Genomic DNA, 16,543 nt, shown 5'->3' with positions numbered 1-16,543 from the left:
TCAGAGTCCGGCCACTATGGCCGAATTGTTTAGGCAGCCGGATCGAGAAGCGGGTAATGGCACCGCAGCGTCTGCCCCGGGACAATCTCGCGCGGCTCCGGCCGCTCGGTACTGCAGCGCTCTTTCGCCCTGGGACAGCGGGTGTGGAACTCGCAGCCGGAGGGGCGGCGCGCCAGGCTCGGCACCTCGCCCTTGAGCTCGACGTCCTGGCGCCGCCGGTCAGGGTCGGGGTGCGGCTGTGCGGCCAGAAGGCCGTGCGTGTAGGGATGGCCCGGATTGGCGAAGATCTCGGCCGTCGGGCCGCACTCGACGAAGCGGCCCATATACATGATCGCCATCTCGTCGCAGATATGGCGCACCACGGCGAGGTTGTGGGTGATGATCAGATAGGTCAGCCCCAGCTCGCGCTGCAGCCGCGCCATCAAATTCAGGATCTCGCCCTGCACCGAGACGTCGAGGCCCGCGGTCGGCTCGTCGGCGATGATCAGCTTCGGCTCGAGCGCCAACGCGCGGGCGACGCCGACCCGGCGCGCCTGGCCGCCGGAAAGCTGATGCGGATAGCGCCCGGCGAAGTTCGCCGGCAGCCCGACCATGTCGAGGAGGCGGCGCGCCTCGGCGTCGAGGTCGCGATCCTTGAGCCCGTGGATCACGAACGGCTCAGTGATCAGCGCCTTCACCGTCAGCCGCGGGCTGAGGCTCGCCACCGGGTCCTGGAACATCATCGCCGCGTTCCGGCGATAGGCGGAAAGCGCCGAACCGGAAAGGCCCATCGGCGCCATTCCGTCGAACCGGATCGTCCCGCTCTCGATCGGCGTCAGCCCCAGGATCGCCCGGCCCAACGTGCTCTTGCCCGAGCCGCTTTCGCCGACTAGGCCGAAGGTCGTGCCGGCGCGGAGCTGGAAGGAGACGTCGAGCACGGCGTCGAGGAACGGGTCGGCGACCCCGGCCAGCTTCGCCCGGATTGCCCCCAGCGTACGGAAGCGCACGCGCAGATCCTTGACGTCGAGGAGAACCGTCATGAGCGCTCCAGGGGACTCGCCAGATGGCAGCGCGCTGCATGGCCGGCGCTGACCCAGCGGGTGGCGGGGTCCTCCGCGCGGCAGCGCTCGAAGACCCTGGGGCAGCGTTCGGCGAAGATGCAGCCCCGAGGCAGATTGACGAGGTCGGGCACGTCGCCGGGAATCGTCGGCAGCTCGCGAGTCACGTCCTGCAGGAGCGCCGGGTCGCAGACCAGCAGCGCCTCGGTATAGGGGTGCTGCGGCCGGTGAAAGACGTCCCGCACCGTGCCCTGCTCGACGACGGTGCCGGCGTAGAGGATCACGACGTAGTCGCAGAGCTCGGCGATCAGGCCGAGATTGTGCGAGATGAACAGGATCGAGCTTTGATAGTCCTGCTGAAGCTCGCGCAGCAGATGGATGATCTGCGCCTCCATGGTGACGTCGAGCGCCGTCGTCGGCTCGTCCGCGATCAGCAGCTCCGGGTTGCCCAGAAGCGCCATGGCGATGGCGATGCGCTGGCGCATGCCGCCGGAGAATTCATGCGGATAGTTGCCCAGCCGCTGCATCGGATCGGGAATGCCGACGCGGCGCAGCAGCTCGGCCGCCTTGCGCTTCTTCGCCGCACGGCCGAGACCGCGGTCGCGATACTGGATGTCGACCATCTGCTGGCCGATCGACAGAACCGGGTTGAGCGCCGTCATCGGGTCCTGAAAGACCATCGAGATTCGCTGCCCGCGCAGGTTCCGCAGCGCCTGCGGGCTCATGCGAAGCACGTCCTCGCCCTCGAACAGCACGGCGCCGCCGCGCAGTTCGGCATTGTCGGGGAGGAGGCGCATCGCCGCCGAGATCAGCGTCGTCTTGCCCGAGCCGCTTTCGCCGACCACGCCGACCACGCTTCCGCGGGGCACGGTCAGGTTGACCTCGCGCAGCGCATGCACCGGGCCGCGCGGCGTCGCGAAGTCGATGCTGAGGTCGCGGACGTCGAGGACCGCGTCGGCGCGGGCCTCCGGGGCGATGACGGGGTGCACGGCGGCCATGGCGTCAGCCCCGCTTCCGCAGCTTGGGATCGAAGATGTCGCGCAAGGATTCGCCGAGGAAGGTGAATCCGAGCGTCGCCAGGATCAGCGGCAGGCCGCCGGCGATCACGATCCAGTAACTCTGGCGGATGAAGCTGTAGCCCTCGTTCAGGATGCGGCCCCAACTCGGCGCCGGCGGCGGCACGCCGAGGCCGAGGAAGCTCAAGCCCGCCTCGACGGTGATGACCACCGGGATATCCATGCTGACGATGATCAGCAGCGGCCCCAGGATGTTCGGCATGATGTGGCGGAACAGGATACGCGGCGCCCGAGCGCCCAGCGAGCGCTCGGCGAGTACGAACTCGGAATTCTTGATGCCGAGCGTCGAGGTGCGGACGAGGCGCGCATAAGCCGGGAGCGTCGTGACCGCGATCACCAGAATGACGATGAAGAAGCTGGAGCCGAACAGCGTAATCACCGCCAGCGCCAGCATGATGTAGGGGAAGGAATAGATCGAATCGAACAGCAGCAGCAGGGTGTTATCGAGCCAGCGCGGCCCATAGCCGGCGATGAGCCCGAGCACGAGGCCGCCGATCATCGCCAGGAAAGTGGTGCAGAAGGCGACGATCAGCGCGATCTGGCTGCCGGCGATCACGCGCGAGAGCAGGTCGCGGCCGAGATTGTCGGTGCCCAGCGGATGCGCCCAGGACGGGTCGGCGAAGCGGTTGCGCACATCGATCCCTATCGGATCGTAGGGCGCCAGCCAATCGGCGAACAGGCCGGTGACGACGAGCAGCGTCGCCAGCGTGAGCCCCAGCAGCCCCATCGGGTCGCGGGCGATCTGCCGGAAGACTCCGGCGCCGCGCGGCGCCGCGGTGCCCGCCGGCAACGCCGCACTGGCGATCGGGTCAGAGGCTGGCACGGACACGGGGATCCAGCAGGGCGACGATGAGGTCGGCGATCATCGTGCAGATGGCGAACAGGAACACGGTTGTGAGCGTCGCCCCCATCATGACCGGGTAGTTGCGCGTGTTCACCGCGGCGACGGCAAGCTGGCCGATGCCGGGGCGGTTGAAGACGAACTCGACGAAGACCGCGTTGGAGAGCAGGCCGCCATAGGCGATGCCGAGCAGGGTCACCGTCGGCAGCACGGCGATCCGAAGCGCGTAGCGGAAGACGATCATCCGCTCCGGCAGGCCAAAGGCGCGGGCGGTGCGGACATGGTTCTCGCTCATCACCTCCAGCATCGAGGCGCGCACGAGGCGCGCCAGGTAGCCGACCCAGCCGAGGCCGATGGCGAAGGCCGGGAGAATGAGATGCCAGAGCTGATCGAGCAGGTCGCCCTCGGCGCCGGCGCCCAGCGCCGGCAGCCATCGAAGCCCGACAGCGAAGATCAGGATGCCGTAGATCGCGACGACGAAGGACGGCACCGAGATCGCGCCGACCGAGATGACGCCCGTCAGCTTGTCGATCAGCGTATTGCGGCGGATCGCCGAATAGCAGCCAAGGGGAATTCCGAGCAGGATGGCCCAGCCGAGGCCGGCGGCGGCGAGCGCCAAGGTGTAGGGCAGGGCGTCGAAGACGATGGTGGTGACGGGACGCTTGCTCCAGACGTCGACACCGAGATCGCCGGTCAGCACGTTGCCGAAGAAGTTGACGAGCTGGATCGGCAGCGGCTGGTCGAGACCCATGCGCTCGCGCAGGGCCTCTCTCATCTCCGGCGTGGCGCGCGGCCCGAGCGTGATGCTCGCCGGATCGCCTGGAATCACGTAGGCGATGCTGAACAGGACCGTCATCGCGACGACGCAGATCAGCATCGCCAGGCCAATTCGTTGAAGTGCGTAGATCAGCATGCCTGATGAATTGATATACCGCCCGCCCGTCGCGCTGAACGGCGCAACGGACGACGGTCGGAAATCGCTGCCAAGCTCGAAAGCCTCCTTCGGAGGGGTTTGTTCTTGATTGTTCGCGGCATTAGAGCAAAGCCGTCGCCGCAGTGAAAGCGCAAATATGCGCCGGGGTTGCCGCCCGCCGACCGGGACGAGAACGAGTCCGGGTCTCGAATGGGGCCAATTTCGACGAGAGCATGGGGCCAGCCCGACCGGCTGCCTTGCTCACCATCGATCGCCCGTGTTCTAGTTGCCTGTGTTCTAGTTGAAGGATTCCCTTCGTCGCAAGGGGGGATGAACAGACAGGGAGCAGGTCAGGATGCGAAGTCGCTTTCTCAAGATCATGACCCGATTGTTCGGCGTCGCCGCGGTGGCGGCGGTCATGGCCGGGCCTCAGGGCGCCGGCGCGCAGGAATCCGGCGGCACGCTCATCATGGTGGTTCAGCCGGAGCCGCCGTCCTTGGCCTCCTATCTTTCCACCTCCGGGCCGATCGGGCAGGTCTCGGCGAAGGTCTATGACGGCCTTCTCGAATATGATTTCAACCTCAACCCGCTCCCCAGCCTGGCCGAATCCTGGGAGGTCAGCGAGGATGGCAAGACGATCACCTTTCACCTGCGCGAAGGCGTGACATTCCATGACGGTGAGCCCTTCACCAGCGAGGACGTGCAGTTCACCTTCATGGAGGTGTTGAAGAAGGTCCATCCGCGCGCGGCGATTACCTTCAAGGAACTCACCGCGGTCGAAACACCGGACGAGCACACGGTGGTCTTCAAGCTTGCGAATCCGGCACCCTACATGATCAGGGCGCTCTCCGGCTACGAGTCGCCGATCCTTCCGAAGCACCTGTTCGAGGGCACCGACCTGCGCAACAGCGAATATGCCAACGAGCCGATCGGGACGGGTCCCTTCAAGTTCGTGGAGTGGGAACGGGGCCAGTATATCCGCCTCGACAAGAACGAGGATTATTGGAAGGAGGGCCTGCCCTATCTCGACCGGATCGCCGCCCGGTTCATCCCCGACGCGTCGACCCGCACCGCGGCGATGGAAAGCGGCGAAGTCCATTTCGCGGGGTTCAGCGCGATCCCGAACATCGACGTCGTGCGGTTGCAGGAGATGGACACTATCGAGGTCGGCACCGACGGGTACTCGATGATCAACCCGATGGCGCTGCTCGAGCTCAACACGACCCAGCCGCCCTTCGACAAGAAGAAGGTCCGTCAGGCCGTCTCCTATGCCATCGACCGTAACTTCATCATCGAAAACATCTTCTTCGGCTTCGGCAAGCCAGCGACCGGCCCGATCAGCTCGAACTTCGAAGTTGCCGGGTTCTATACCGACGAGGTGAAGGACTATGCGACGAAGGACCGGATCGAGAAAGCGAACGCGCTACTCGACGAGGCGGGGTATCCGCGCGGCCCGGACGGCGTGCGCTTCGAGATCGTCCACGACATCCTTCCCTACGGAGAGGAGTGGCGCCGCACGGGTGAATATATCAAGCAGGCCCTGGGCGAAGTCGGCATCGATGTCACGCTGCGCTACGAGGATGTGCCGACATGGCTGAAGCGCATCTACACCGATTACGATTTCGACATGAACCTGAACTTCTTCTACCAGCTGGCCGACCCGGTGCTCGGCGTCCACCGTCAATATCTGACGTCGCAGATCCGGCCAGGCACGGTCTTCGTCAATGGCAGCCGGTACAGCAACCCGGAGATCGACAAGCTGTTCGAGCAGGCGGCGACGGAACGGGATCCGGAGAAGCGGTCCGCCCTTTATGATGAGATCCAGCGGATTCTGGTCGAGGACGTGCCGGTCATAACGCTGTTCGAGATCGGCTTCACGAACGTCTATGACACGAATCTCAAGGACGCGATCATCAGTCCGCTCGGAGTCTACGCCTCGTTCGACAGGGCCTGGCTGGACGAGTAGGGTTGTGAACTGGCGCCGTCTCGAAGACCTCGTTCTCGTGGACGGCGCCCATCCTTCTTCCCGCGATCGGAAAGGCGAGGCCCCGAATCGATGAGCATGGCCGCCAACAGATTGCGCTATGTGGCCCGGCGGCTGCTGCAGGCGATCCCGATCATCCTGGCGATCATCGTCCTCAACTTCCTTCTCCTGCAACTGCCGGAAGGCGATGCTGCCGACGTCCTGGCGGGCGAGGCCGGGTCGGCCACGCCCGAATATATGGCGCAGCTTCGCGCGAAGTTCGGCCTCGACGAACCACTCCACATCCAACTGCTTGCTTATGTAAAGAACATCGTCCAGCTCGACCTCGGCTATTCCTTCCGGAACAACATGCCGGTGCTGGACCTGATCCTCGACCGGCTGATGCCGACCCTCCTGCTGATGGTGTCGACGATCCTGCTGGCGGTCGGGGTCGGCGTGCTGCTCGGCCTGTTCGCCGCGATGGGGCTCAACAGCTGGCGGGACAATTTGATCTCGATCTTCGCCCTGGTCTCCTACGCGACGCCGCTGTTCTGGGTCGGGCTGATGCTGATCGTCGTCTTCTCAATCAATCTCGGCTGGTTCCCGACCAGCGGGATGGAGACGATCGGTGCCTTCTATGAAGGCTGGGACCGGGTCCTCGACATCGCGCACCATCTGGTGCTGCCGACGATCACGCTTTCCTTGTTCTATCTCGCGCTCTATACGCGGCTGATGCGCGCCTCGATGCTGGAGCAGTCCGGCATGGACTATGTGACGACGGCACGCGCCAAGGGGCTGACCGAGCGGCGCATCACCTTCAAGCATATCCTGCGCAACGCGCTGCTTCCGGTCCTGACCATGGCCGGCGTTCAGGTCGGCAGCCTGATCGGCGGCTCGGTGATCGTGGAATCCGTGTTCGGCTGGCCGGGCCTCGGCATGCTCGCCTTCAAGGCGCTCTTCGCCCGGGACCTGAACCTGCTGCTCGGAATCTTCTTCCTGTCGGCGTGCCTGGTGGTGATCGTGAATCTGATCGTGGACATTGTCTATTCGTTTCTCGACCCCCGCATCGAAATGCGGTGACCGGAGCAGGCGCATGAAGGAGTTCTGGAAGCGATTCAGCCGCAACCGGTCGGCGGTCGCCGGCCTCCTCATCCTGATCGCGGTCATCCTGCTCGCGATCCTGGCGCCGATCCTCTATCCAGAGGACCCCTTCAGCCTCGTCGGCCTTCCCATGGTCGAGCCGTTCGAGGGTTTCCTGCTCGGCACCGACATCCTCGGGAGGAACGTGGCGGCCGGCATCGCGCATGGGGCGAAGGTCTCGCTGCTGATCGGCCTCTTCGCGACGCTCGTGGCGATGCTGATCGGCATATTGATCGGCGCCGCGGCCGGCTACTATGGCGGCTGGATCGACGACGCACTGATGCGGCTCACCGAGCTGTTTCAGACGATACCATCCTTCCTGTTCGCGATCCTGCTGGTCGCGATCATGACACCCTCCATCGAAAGCATCGTCATCGCGATCGCCGTCGTCTCCTGGCCGACCGTGGCGCGGCTGGTGCGCGGCGAGTTCCTGGCGCTGCGCAAGCGGGAGTTCGTCGAGGCCTGTGTCGGCGTTGGCATGAGCGACTGGCGGATCATCACGTTGCAGATTCTTCCGAACTGCCTCTCTCCGATCATCGTGACCGGCTCGCTGATGGTGGCGACGGCGATCCTGATCGAGTCCGGACTTTCGTTCCTCGGTCTCGGCGATCCCAATGTGATGAGCTGGGGCTTCATGGTCGGGGCGGGGCGAACCGTGCTTCGCTCGGCATGGTGGGTCTGCGCCTTTCCCGGCATCGCGATCCTGCTGACCGTGCTGGCGATCAATCTGGTGGGCGAAGGGCTGAACGACGCCTTCAACCCGCGGCTGCGGAACCGGTGACGGGCATGGGCTCTCCCATCCTCGAGATCAGGGATCTGCAGGTGTCGCTCCCCGCCGGCAGCGACCGGACTCATGCGGTCGAGGGGGTGAGCCTGCGGCTCGAGCCGAATGAGATCCTGTGTTTGGTCGGCGAGTCCGGTTCGGGCAAGTCGCTGACCGCGCGCGCCATCGTGGGGCTGATGCCGTCGCCGCATGTACGCATCAGCGGCGGGCATATCCGATTTGGCGACGAGGATCTGCGGTCCGTCTCCGCGGCGCGGATGCGCCAGATCCGTGGCAGCGAAATCTCGATGATTTTCCAGGAGCCCATGACCGCCCTGAACCCGCTCATGACGATCGGCAACCAGATCGACGAGGTGATCCAGGTCCATACCAAGCTGAGCCGGAAGCAGCGTGTTGAGCGTATCGTCGAGTTGCTCCGGGACGTCCAGCTGCCCGATCCGGCCGCCATCTTCGGCGCCTATCCGCATCAGCTGTCGGGTGGGCAGCGCCAGCGCGCCATGATCGCGATGGCGCTGCTGCTCGAGCCCAAGATCGTCATCGCCGACGAGCCGACGACTGCGCTCGACGTGACCACCCAGGCGCAGATTCTGAGTCTCCTGAAGACCCTGCAGGCGAAGCATCACACGGGCATCCTGTTCATCACCCATGATTTCGGCGTGGTGGCGGAGATCGCCGACCGGATCGCGGTGATGCGGATGGGCGAGCTGGTGGAGGTGGGCGAGGCCGCGCAGATCCTGAACGCGCCGCAGCATCCCTATACCCAGTCCCTGATTGCCGCCGTGCCCAGCCTGGTACCCCGAAAACCGCGGCCGGCGGGCGACGCGCCTGTGCTGCTGGAGGTCCAGGGGTTGAACAAGGCCTACCACTCCGGCGGCCTGTTCGCGCGAAAGGGCCGAAATGTCCGCGCCGTCAAGGATGTGGCGCTCAAGCTTCGACGCGGCGAGACGCTCGGCGTCGTCGGCGAATCGGGGTCTGGGAAGTCCACGATGGCGCGGCTGATCACCCGCCTGACGGAAGCGGACGGCGGTCAGATCAGGCTGGACGGGACCGACATCCTCGCCGTCCCGCGCAAGCGGATGCGACCCTATCGGAAGCGCGTTCAGATGGTGTTCCAGGATCCCTACGCGTCGTTGAACCCGCGCTACAAGGTCGGCCGCCTGATCGCCGAAGGGATGATCATCCATGGCGTTGAGAGGCGGGCGGCCTACGAGCGGGTTCACGAGCTGCTGGAGCTGGTCGGCCTCGATGCCCGTGTCGCCGAACGCTACCCGCATGAGTTCTCGGGCGGGCAGCGCCAGCGGATCGGCGTCGCCCGGGCGCTGGCGCTGGATCCGGAGATCCTGGTCGCCGACGAGCCGGTCTCCGCGCTCGACGTCTCGGTTCAGGCGCAGGTCCTGCAGCTCCTCGCGGATATTCGCGATCGCCTCAATCTCTCCATGCTGTTCATTACCCACGATCTGCGGGTGGCCGCCCAGGTCTGCGACAGCATCGCCGTGATGCGCCGCGGCGAGATCGTCGAATTCGGGCCGACGGAGCAGGTTTTCGCCGACCCGCGGCACGACTACACCCGCGAACTGCTGGATTCGGTGCCCGGAAAGGGCTGGAACGCGCCGCGTTTGGCTGGGTAGGTTTGCCTCCACCCCGTCCCTCCTCCGCTTTGCGGGGGAGGGACCCGCGAAGCGGGAGGGTGGGGGCTTCGCGCTACACCAGGTCCCGCGGTACCCGGCGGTTCCAGTTGCGCGACAGCACCCGCGTCTCGCCCTCATAGGCGTCAAGGGTCGCGTCGATCAGGAAGTCCGTCGCGGTCGAGCGCATCACCGTGCGGGTCTCCGTCCGGATCTGCCAATCGCCGCGACAGAGCAGAATGCTCCAGGCGATGTCGACCACGGCGGAGTTCGGGTCGTGCTCGCCGATCCGGTAGCTCTCGACCTGGCTGTTCTCCAGCTCGAGCCCGATCGCATCGAGCCGATAGCGGCCCGAATGATCCACATTGCGGTACAGCATCTCACCGGTCGCGATGTCCCGCTCGACAACCCGCTCGGTTCGGCCCGGGCTCAGGACCGTCTGTGCCACCGGCGACGCGCCCTCGGGCTCGGGGAAGGACGGCAGCGTGGCGTCGTCCTCGCGCGGCGACCGCGTCGGCAGGTCCAGGCTGCTGGCGCCGGCGAACAGTGTCAGCGTGACCGGCTCCGGCGAGGGCCAGGCGATCGGCCAGTAGCTGGAGGACAGGGCAACCCGGATGCGGTGGCCGGGCGCGAAGGAGTGGGCGATGTCGTTCAGCTTGATCGTGACGCGGATCCGCTTGCCGGGCTCGAGCTGCGTCGGCTGCTCATGGCTATCGCGGTGCGTCAGGTTCAAGAGACCATAGCTGATGCGGGTCGAGGCGCCGTCGGGCGCGACGTCGTTCAGCCGCACGGCGACGAACGCATTCGGCCGGTCGGCGGCAAGGTCGAGGGTCACGACGGGCGCGCCGAGGATCTCCAGCCGCTCGTCCAGCGGCGCGCTGTCGAACAACAGTGACTTGCCGTCGTCGGCACGCTGGTCCGTCGGCTGGTCGGACCCCGTGCCGTAGGCACACCAAGCGCCGGCCCCGTGGCCGATGGTCTGCGGCGAGCGCAGCAGCAGCGGCGCCTCCGCCGCGGCATCCGCGGCGAGACCATCGGCATTGAGCGCGAAGCGGCGGGGCTCGATGGCGGCCGACGGCCAGGACGGCTCGGCGACCCAGCGGCCCGGGCGCGTCTTGTAGGAGGGCTGTGGCGCGGTCTCCGTCTGCATCCAGACGCGATACATCGGCTCGTCCATGATGCCGGTATCCTCGCCCTTCAGCCACTGGTCCCACCAGCGCAGGCACTCCTGCAGGAACCCGATCGCCGGGCCCGGCTTGGCGAAATGCGGGTACTTGTGCACCCAGGGGCCGATCAGCCCCTTGCGCGGCACGTTCAAGCCTTCGAGCAGCCGCGGAATGGCGTTGGAATAGCCGTCGGCCCAGCCGCCCACTGCATAGACCGGGCACTGGATGTCGGCAAAGTTCTCGCAGACCGAGCCATGCTTCCAGAATTCATCCCGACGCTGATGCCGCAGCCAGTTCTCGACGAGCAGCGGCTCTTCCTCGAGGCGCTGCATCCACATCTCGCGCCAGCGCTCGCCGACCAGTGCCGGATCGGGCGGCTGCGACTGAATGGCGAACATGGTCGAGGCCCAGGCGAGATTGTCGTTCAGCAGGCAGCCGCCCATATAATGCACGTCGTCGGCATAACGGTCGTCGGTCGAGCAGAGGGTGACGACCGCCTTCAGCTCCGGCGGCCGGCGCGCCGCGACTTGCAGGCCGTTGAAGCCGCCCCAGGAGATCCCAATCATGCCGACGGCGCCGCTGCACCAGGGCTGTGCCGCGATCCAGCGCAGGACCTCCAGGCAGTCGTCCTGCTCCAGCTTCAGATACTCGTCTTCGAGGATGCCGTCGGACTCGCCCGAGCCGCGCATGTCTACGCGCACGCCGGCATAGCCATGGCCGGCGAAATAGGGTTGGGTGAGCTGATCCCGCTCGACCGTGCCGTCGCGCTTGCGATAGGGCAGATATTCGAGGATCGCCGGAACCGGGTCCTGCTCGGCATCCTCCGGCAACCAGATCCGCGCCGCAAGCCGGCAGCCGTCGGACATCTCGATGAACGTGTTCTCGATCTCCCGCACCCTGCGGGGGAACTTGTCGACGATTCTCATTCTTCCTCCGGGAGACTCATAACAAAGACCTGAAGAGATTGGCCTGCTCTCGGTGCCTTTGTGATTCACAACCAATCTGGCGGGTTGCACTGCATGTTGGCCGGCAGAGTAGCTTCGGCGACGGCAACGCTGCAAGCGAGAGGCGGGATTAAACGTCGACGTCATGCGTTATCCCGGAAAGCTGCCGCCGAATTAAGGGTAAGCGCAGAAATAGACGCAGACGGGGGGATCTTGGAAACGTCAAAGTTTTTCAGTGTTGCGCAAGCGATAGCCTTACCGGGACGCGCGTTTACCGCTCGAACGACCATCTCCATCGCCGACCCGTTGCAGTCGGGAGCAAGGATCGCACGGCGAGATGATGGCGGTGGCGAACCGGGTCTGTCGCGCGAGCGCCAGCTCTGGTGCGCTGTGATCATTCACACCCTCTACGAGGCGTCGGGCCGCATCGCCTATGCCGAGAAGGGTGAGCGGGAGCGGGTCCGGCAGACGGCCATCGCTTGGTTCGACGAAGCGAACAGCGATTTCTGCGATGTGTGCGATCTCGCGGGCCTCTGCCCGGAAGTGGTCAGGGAAGGTGCATTACGGCTGATCGAGAGGCCTGACCTGCCGCGCAAGCGTCACACGAAGTCGCCGAAGACGGCCCTTCGGGCAACGCGGCGCAACGGAGCCGTTCCCGCCTCTATCTGACCCGCCGGCCGGACTCCGGAGCCGAGTCGATCACCCGAAAGGTTGTCTGCTCGCGGACGTCGAGCCGGTAACGCACCGTCGCGACCCGACCATCGCGGCATATCAGCCTGATCCGGTTGGGATGGGCAGCGGCGCGGCCGAAGATCAGCGGAAGATGAATCGTGTTCTCGACTTGCCTTACCTCTGTGCTTCGGCCGTCGATCGTCGGATCGAATCTGAGGGAGACGCTATTCACCACTCCGGGAACCTCGACCGGGCCGATCGTCACGGGACGCGCCGGGATCGTGGCGGTGAGCAGCTGCATGGGTATGGCGAAGCTGCTGGTGCTCGCCGGCACGCCGCAGGCGGTGGTCGTCACGACCGTGAGGTGCGGTTCCGTGCTTCGCACGCCATAGAGATAGCCGGCTGCGCCGCTTGCGATGGAGCAAAGCGAAACAATGGCCAACGAGCGGGCAAGCCGAAATTTCACGTGCGTTGCCACGGTTGGATGGAGCGTTGAGCCGACCGGGTCCGGAGACAGGCTCAAAGATGGCCTGAAGGTTTCTGCTCGCTGATCTCGGCGACAATGGATAGAAGCTGCTCCGGCGCCGTTTCGGCGACGACGGCATAGGTCAGATCGCCATTCTGCCAATAACCTGCGTTGAGGCCATCCACTTCGACCAGATGAACCTCGGTGCCCGCCTCGGTATCCTGGACCGCCATGCACAGCGTGAGCCGCCGGCCGCTCCCGTCTTCATATATTAGCTGCGCCAACGGACCTTCCTCGGTTCCAAGCAGGCGCCCCCCCACAAGAGCTAGGCCGATAGGGGACAGATCCGGCAGGCTCACGGGCTCGCCGAGATGAACGGCAAAGGACGTGACGAGTTCGTTCCTATCCGATCCCGGAATCTCAACGGCGCGATTCTGGTCGGCTGCGAAGATCTGATGCACCTGTGCCGCATCTTCGACGAGATTGGGAATTTCCTCCTCGACATGCGTCTGGTACATCATGTGGGCCAGCCAACCGGAGCCGATCAGCAACGCTACGGCCGCCGCTGTCCGCAGCCAGACGAAGCTAGGCCGCCCTGCCAGCTTCCCGGCAAGGCGGTCGCGCAGTTGATCCGTGTAGGAGTTGGCTGCAGTCGCGGCGATCGCGTCGAGACCTTCGAGAAGGAGCTGCTTTTGCTCCATGAACTCCCGAACTCGCGTCATCTCCTGCGGATTCGCTTCAAGGTAGGTCATCACGGCTTCCGCCCGCGCATCGTCGAGCCGATCGTCGACGAAGGCGTGAAGATCGGATTCCTCGATTTTATGCGTCATCTTGAGCTCCGGATCACATGAAGTGTCGGTGTCTTCCGGCCATCCATGCTCTGCCGCAATGCTTCGCGCCCGCGTGCCAGGCGCGACATCAGTGTGCCCATGGGAATGTCGAGGATCTTCGCCGCTTCCTCGTACCTCAGATCCTCGATCGCGATCAGCGTGATCGCTTGGCGCTGTGCTTCAGGAAGCTCGGCCAGCGCCGCCAGGACATTTCGGACTTCGATCCGCAGCATCTGCGACGGCTCTTCCGCCGCTTCGGCGGAAGAGCCGCCCTGTTTGTGGCTTCCGCGAACCTGGAGCCGGCGCATGTTGCTGATATGCAGGTTGTGCATGATCCGGAACAGCCAGGCGCGAAGATCCGAGCCACGACGCCAGCTATCCACTGCGGCGATCGCCCGCATCAGGCTTTCCTGGACCAGATCCTCGGCATCCTGGCGGTCGCGCGTCAAGACCAGGGCGTAACGCCGAAGGCTGACGATATGATTGGTCAATTCCTGGATGAGAGCGTTCTTTGTCACGAACTATCCTCGACGCGCTGCGCTAAGCTTGAGCCCCCTCGATAACGTTTCGGACGCCATCTTAATCCTCATCGGGAGGCCTGCGGGTATTCGTCTTTCAGGCGGTCCAGCGGGATCGGGCCGCGGAACTGTCGCAGCAAAGCCTTCGAGAGATTTTCATCATAGCCGTCGCTCCGGGCGTCGAGCATCGCGGGCAAGGCTCGCCAGGATAGGTTCGGATGGCAGTGATGGATGCGATGAAGGTTGAAATTCAGGATCAATCGCGAGGCCAAGTCTGGCAAACGTAGATTGTAGGCTTGGCGGCTATCTCCGAGGGGTGCGCCATAATGGAACGCGTTGTCCATGACGGATATGGCCACGCCACGACCTAGGATCACCGCAATAAGCCAGGGCCAGTTCTCTCCATAACAATAGAAGGCGGAGCCATAGACGGCGATGATTGCGGCTGAATCCGCGCGCACCTCGCTAAGCCCGCCGCTGCCGACGATACGGCGGACCGCCATGTCGGCGGTGCCGCGAGCTTGGGGATCCCCGTCGTAGAAGATGCGGCGCACGAGCCGTTCCGCGAGCGCCCGGGGCAGAAAGGCCTGGAGGCTGCTGAACAGCTCGGCAAGATAAAGTCCGAACAGGAGCCTGGGATAAAAAAGAGCCGCCGCGGCACCGCGCGAGCGCCGTGTCGGATCGAAGGCTTCCGGCCGATCGCAGGCCATGCCGTTCAGCCGGTGATGCGTTAGATGCCCGATCCGCAGGACCCGATAGGGTGCGCCGAACAAGATGGCCATGGTGCGGCCGACCCGGTCATTCACAGCTGGATTCGGGTGCAGAAGCCGGTGGAAGGCCTCATGGAGTAGTGCCCAATAGGATGTCGTCGCAAACAGCAGCGGCAGGACCGTCAGGCCCCACAGGCCGTTTTCGGGGAGCAGGCCGATTGGAAGGATGAAGAGCTGGTAGAGTTGGATGAGGCAGAGAAGGCCTCCCAGGCCGAGATTGACGGCCTGGGACTCGGCTCCGCTCGAGGCAATGGGCCCCATCGACCCCGTCAGGTGGTGGGGGTGAATAGAAGACTTGGTTTTTGGGGACAAAATGCGACTTCAGCGTGGAAATGATCCGGAGAACGGGAGTGCGCTTTAAAAACGCGGCTCTCGAGCCTTTAGTCCCGCTCCGAATGTACTTTATTTTTTAGCCGTGCTGAGGCACCGCAATCGCAAAGTATTAACCTATTCTTGCTTCTGCAACTCCGGGTGACGGTCGGGCACAGACCCGGCGCGACGTCGCCGAATGTGGCTGATGATCGGTATCGGTAGATAGAGCAGCCACAGAACGACCAGCACCACGATCATCCCATGCGGGTCCCACAGCCGCATGCCGACGCCGCCGATGGCGGGGCCGGCCGTGCTGCCGACGCTCCACATCACATTGAAGACGGTCGCGGCATAGACGAGATCGGTGCCGCGGAAGCGCTCGCCGAGCAGCATGATGGCAAAGCCGTAGAGTGCGCTGAACACGCCACCATAGACGAACATGAACACCCAGTTCCAGCCGGGCACGGGAAGGATGACGGGCATGGCGAGGAGGCAGGCGATCACGAACAGGATCGAGAGGCTGACCAGCAGCCGGCGGTCCATATGATCGGCGAGCCAGCCAAGCGGGACCTGCAGGACGATGCCGCCGAGCAGCAAGATCGTGAGCAGATAAAGTGGCGCAGCCTCGCCCAGGCCGAGCCGCAGGCCGTAGAGCGGGAAGAATGTCAGGAAGATTTCGATCGACGCGCCGTGGACGAGGTTCAGAATCATCGCCAAGGGCGCCAGCATGAGGAACAGGTGCAGCCGGGCCGAAGGGCGGCCTTCCAGCCGGGGCGCAAGCTTGGTCGCCAACAGCAGCGGCGTGCCCGACAGGGTGATCAGCGCCGCGGCGGCGAGGAAGGGCATCCACCCCTCGGTGCCGGTAAGCGTCAGCAGCAATGGCCCCAACGCCGTGCCGCCGGCGCCGGCCGCCGCATAGATCGAGACGATGCGGCCGCGGTTGCGCTCGGTCGCCATCTGATTCACCCAGGCCTCGCCGACGATCCAGAAGAAGCAGCTGACGCAGCCGAGCAGAAACCGGAGCGGGAACCAGACGAAGAGGTCGGGAATGGTGGGGAAGAGCAGGAAGATCGCCGCGGAGCCAATCGTCGCATAGATCATCGTGTGCGCCGGGCCCAGCCGGGCGACGATCCAGGGCGCGACGGGCGCCATCGCCAGGGTGGCGAGCGGCTGCACCGCCGTGTTCAGGCCGATCAGAACGCTGCCCACGCCCTGCCGGTCGAGCGCCAGCGACAAGAGCGGCACCGAGAGGCCGTAGATCAGGCTGATCACGGTCATCGAGGCGATGACGGCGATCAGGCTGAGGCGACGCTGTCTCGGCGTAAGCGTGCCGGCGGGCGCCACCTCGGCGCTCATGCGCTCGACGCGCCGTAATAGAGGGTGACGGTGTGCTTGGCCTCGGCGAAGAACAGCCAGCGCTCGATCAGGACGCCGGCGGTGGCGCTGAGCGCGGCGGCGAGCGCGGCGAGGCTTGCGGCCCAGGGCG

At 65.0% G+C, this 16,543-nt stretch carries 15 protein-coding genes; 5 read left to right on the top strand and 10 right to left on the bottom strand.

The window, feature by feature from the left end; translation table 11 throughout:
• Positions 1-29 precede the first annotated feature (29 nt).
• Genes DT069_RS21970 through DT069_RS21955 form a run of 4 tightly spaced genes read right to left on the bottom strand, consistent with a single transcriptional unit; the run spans position 30 to position 3,867 of the window.
• On the bottom strand, positions 30-1,019 hold the full coding sequence (locus DT069_RS21970) for an ABC transporter ATP-binding protein (RefSeq protein WP_119462488.1): 990 nt from the start codon (positions 1,017-1,019) through the stop codon (positions 30-32).
• Positions 1,016-2,035, bottom strand: coding sequence for an ABC transporter ATP-binding protein (locus DT069_RS21965; protein WP_119462487.1), 1,020 nt, complete (start codon positions 2,033-2,035; stop codon positions 1,016-1,018). Before DT069_RS21965 ends, DT069_RS21970 begins: the two co-directional genes overlap by 4 nt.
• Before the next feature lie 4 nt (positions 2,036-2,039).
• Positions 2,040-2,936, bottom strand: a complete 897-nt coding sequence (locus DT069_RS21960; protein ID WP_425450461.1) for an ABC transporter permease — start codon at positions 2,934-2,936, stop codon at positions 2,040-2,042.
• A complete protein-coding gene (locus tag DT069_RS21955; RefSeq protein WP_119462486.1) occupies positions 2,923-3,867 on the bottom strand; it encodes an ABC transporter permease in 945 nt (314 codons plus the stop codon). Before DT069_RS21955 ends, DT069_RS21960 begins: the two co-directional genes overlap by 14 nt.
• Before the next feature lie 355 nt (positions 3,868-4,222).
• Here DT069_RS21955 and DT069_RS21950 point away from each other — a divergent pair, with 355 nt between their 5' ends.
• The 4 genes from DT069_RS21950 to DT069_RS21935 all read left to right on the top strand — a co-directional run bounded on the left by DT069_RS21950 (position 4,223) and on the right by DT069_RS21935 (position 9,382).
• A complete protein-coding gene (locus DT069_RS21950) occupies positions 4,223-5,833 on the top strand; it encodes an ABC transporter substrate-binding protein (protein WP_119462485.1) in 1,611 nt (536 codons plus the stop codon).
• 96 nt (positions 5,834-5,929) lie between these two features.
• A complete protein-coding gene (locus DT069_RS21945) occupies positions 5,930-6,910 on the top strand; it encodes an ABC transporter permease (RefSeq protein WP_425450460.1) in 981 nt (326 codons plus the stop codon).
• Between the two features lie 13 nt (positions 6,911-6,923).
• On the top strand, positions 6,924-7,751 hold the full coding sequence (locus DT069_RS21940; protein ID WP_119462483.1) for an ABC transporter permease: 828 nt from the start codon (positions 6,924-6,926) through the stop codon (positions 7,749-7,751).
• 5 nt (positions 7,752-7,756) lie between these two features.
• Entirely contained in the window at positions 7,757-9,382 is a 1,626-nt protein-coding gene (locus DT069_RS21935; RefSeq protein ID WP_119462482.1) for an ABC transporter ATP-binding protein, read from the top strand.
• 73 nt (positions 9,383-9,455) lie between these two features.
• On the opposite strand, the gene DT069_RS21930 is transcribed toward DT069_RS21935, so the two are convergent.
• Entirely contained in the window at positions 9,456-11,471 is a 2,016-nt protein-coding gene (locus DT069_RS21930; protein WP_119462481.1) for a CocE/NonD family hydrolase, read from the bottom strand.
• Positions 11,472-11,879: 408 nt separating this feature from the next.
• On the opposite strand from DT069_RS21930, the gene DT069_RS21925 reads away from it, so the two are divergent.
• Positions 11,880-12,158, top strand: a complete 279-nt coding sequence (locus DT069_RS21925) for a hypothetical protein (protein WP_119462480.1) — start codon at positions 11,880-11,882, stop codon at positions 12,156-12,158.
• Here DT069_RS21925 and DT069_RS21920 read toward each other — a convergent pair.
• From DT069_RS21920 to DT069_RS21900, 5 genes are all read right to left on the bottom strand, one after another.
• The gene (locus DT069_RS21920; RefSeq protein WP_162913352.1) at positions 12,151-12,627 is read right to left on the bottom strand and encodes a hypothetical protein; all 477 of its coding nucleotides are present in this window, start codon (positions 12,625-12,627) and stop codon (positions 12,151-12,153) included. The genes DT069_RS21925 and DT069_RS21920 overlap by 8 nt on opposite strands.
• A gap of 53 nt (positions 12,628-12,680) precedes the next feature.
• Complete coding sequence (locus DT069_RS21915) at positions 12,681-13,457, bottom strand: anti-sigma factor family protein (protein ID WP_119462478.1); 777 nt, start codon at positions 13,455-13,457, stop codon at positions 12,681-12,683.
• The gene (locus DT069_RS21910) at positions 13,454-13,975 is read right to left on the bottom strand and encodes a sigma-70 family RNA polymerase sigma factor (protein WP_119462477.1); all 522 of its coding nucleotides are present in this window, start codon (positions 13,973-13,975) and stop codon (positions 13,454-13,456) included. The genes DT069_RS21915 and DT069_RS21910 overlap by 4 nt, the downstream gene beginning before the upstream one ends.
• 68 nt (positions 13,976-14,043) lie before the next feature.
• On the bottom strand, positions 14,044-15,006 hold the full coding sequence (locus tag DT069_RS21905) for a fatty acid desaturase family protein (protein ID WP_119462476.1): 963 nt from the start codon (positions 15,004-15,006) through the stop codon (positions 14,044-14,046).
• Between the two features lie 186 nt (positions 15,007-15,192).
• Positions 15,193-16,413 carry an MFS transporter gene (locus DT069_RS21900; RefSeq protein WP_119462475.1) on the bottom strand — a complete coding sequence of 407 codons (1,221 nt, stop codon included), beginning with the start codon at positions 16,411-16,413 and terminating at the stop codon, positions 15,193-15,195.
• Positions 16,414-16,543 lie beyond the last annotated feature (130 nt).

The organism is Virgifigura deserti (genome assembly GCA_003576685.1).
Lineage (GTDB): Bacteria > Pseudomonadota > Alphaproteobacteria > Dongiales > Dongiaceae > Virgifigura > Virgifigura deserti.
Note: the sequence above shows the minus strand (reverse complement) of the source record. Positions and strands in the feature narration are given on the sequence as shown.

What these genes read in the sequence shown, in the direction of transcription:
- DT069_RS21970 (WP_119462488.1), bottom strand. Translation starts at nt 1,019, where the DNA reads ATGACGGTTCTCCTCGACGTCAAGGATCTGCGCGTGCGCTTCCGTACG.
- DT069_RS21965 (WP_119462487.1), bottom strand. Translation starts at nt 2,035, where the DNA reads ATGGCCGCCGTGCACCCCGTCATCGCCCCGGAGGCCCGCGCCGACGCG.
- DT069_RS21955 (WP_119462486.1), bottom strand. Translation starts at nt 3,867, where the DNA reads ATGCTGATCTACGCACTTCAACGAATTGGCCTGGCGATGCTGATCTGC.
- DT069_RS21950 (WP_119462485.1), top strand. Translation starts at nt 4,223, where the DNA reads ATGCGAAGTCGCTTTCTCAAGATCATGACCCGATTGTTCGGCGTCGCC.
- DT069_RS21945 (WP_425450460.1), top strand. Translation starts at nt 5,930, where the DNA reads ATGGCCGCCAACAGATTGCGCTATGTGGCCCGGCGGCTGCTGCAGGCG.
- DT069_RS21940 (WP_119462483.1), top strand. Translation starts at nt 6,924, where the DNA reads ATGAAGGAGTTCTGGAAGCGATTCAGCCGCAACCGGTCGGCGGTCGCC.
- DT069_RS21935 (WP_119462482.1), top strand. Translation starts at nt 7,757, where the DNA reads ATGGGCTCTCCCATCCTCGAGATCAGGGATCTGCAGGTGTCGCTCCCC.
- DT069_RS21930 (WP_119462481.1), bottom strand. Translation starts at nt 11,471, where the DNA reads ATGAGAATCGTCGACAAGTTCCCCCGCAGGGTGCGGGAGATCGAGAAC.
- DT069_RS21915 (WP_119462478.1), bottom strand. Translation starts at nt 13,457, where the DNA reads ATGACGCATAAAATCGAGGAATCCGATCTTCACGCCTTCGTCGACGAT.
- DT069_RS21905 (WP_119462476.1), bottom strand. Translation starts at nt 15,006, where the DNA reads ATGGGGCCCATTGCCTCGAGCGGAGCCGAGTCCCAGGCCGTCAATCTC.
- DT069_RS21900 (WP_119462475.1), bottom strand. Translation starts at nt 16,413, where the DNA reads ATGAGCGCCGAGGTGGCGCCCGCCGGCACGCTTACGCCGAGACAGCGT.